Source organism: Rhodococcus sp. T2V, assembly GCF_029269925.1.
Lineage (GTDB): Bacteria > Actinomycetota > Actinomycetes > Mycobacteriales > Mycobacteriaceae > Rhodococcus_F > Rhodococcus_F koreensis.
In genome coordinates this window covers 1-324 of record NZ_JARJBD010000565.1, presented here as the reverse complement: position 1 = coordinate 324, position 324 = coordinate 1, and the positions used below count along the sequence as shown (strand labels likewise).

The 324-nt window shown below is 63.6% G+C and carries 1 protein-coding gene; it reads left to right on the top strand.

What is annotated here, in order from left to right; translation table 11 throughout:
- The first annotated feature begins 23 nt into the window (after nt 1-23).
- A complete protein-coding gene (locus tag P3H15_RS55425; RefSeq protein WP_276144965.1) occupies nt 24-206 on the top strand; it encodes a hypothetical protein in 183 nt (60 codons plus the stop codon).
- Nucleotides 207-324 lie beyond the last annotated feature (118 nt).

Below are 324 nucleotides of genomic sequence, written 5' to 3'. Positions count from 1 at the left end.
AGGGAAAGCAGGGAGCAGCATAAATGAGCGAACCAATCACCGACCCCGAAGTCCTGATCGAGAAGCGGGACGGGGTGGGCCGGATCGTGTTGAACCGGCCGAAGGCGACGCGCTGGACCTACCGACCCGCTGACCGGGGCACTAAACCTGTGCAAGTCAGGCCAAACCGCGCCGACGCCGCGCCGAGTGATCAGGTGGCCGGTTAGGTGACACCCGACGACCACCGCGCATGACCCGCCGGCGGCTGTGTGCACGCCAACGCAATCAACCTAGCCTGAACTTTTCGTGCAGGAGCGCGGATCAGGGTGGGTAGATAAGCGAAAG

What these genes read in the sequence shown, in the direction of transcription:
- P3H15_RS55425 (WP_276144965.1), top strand. Translation starts at nt 24, where the DNA reads ATGAGCGAACCAATCACCGACCCCGAAGTCCTGATCGAGAAGCGGGAC.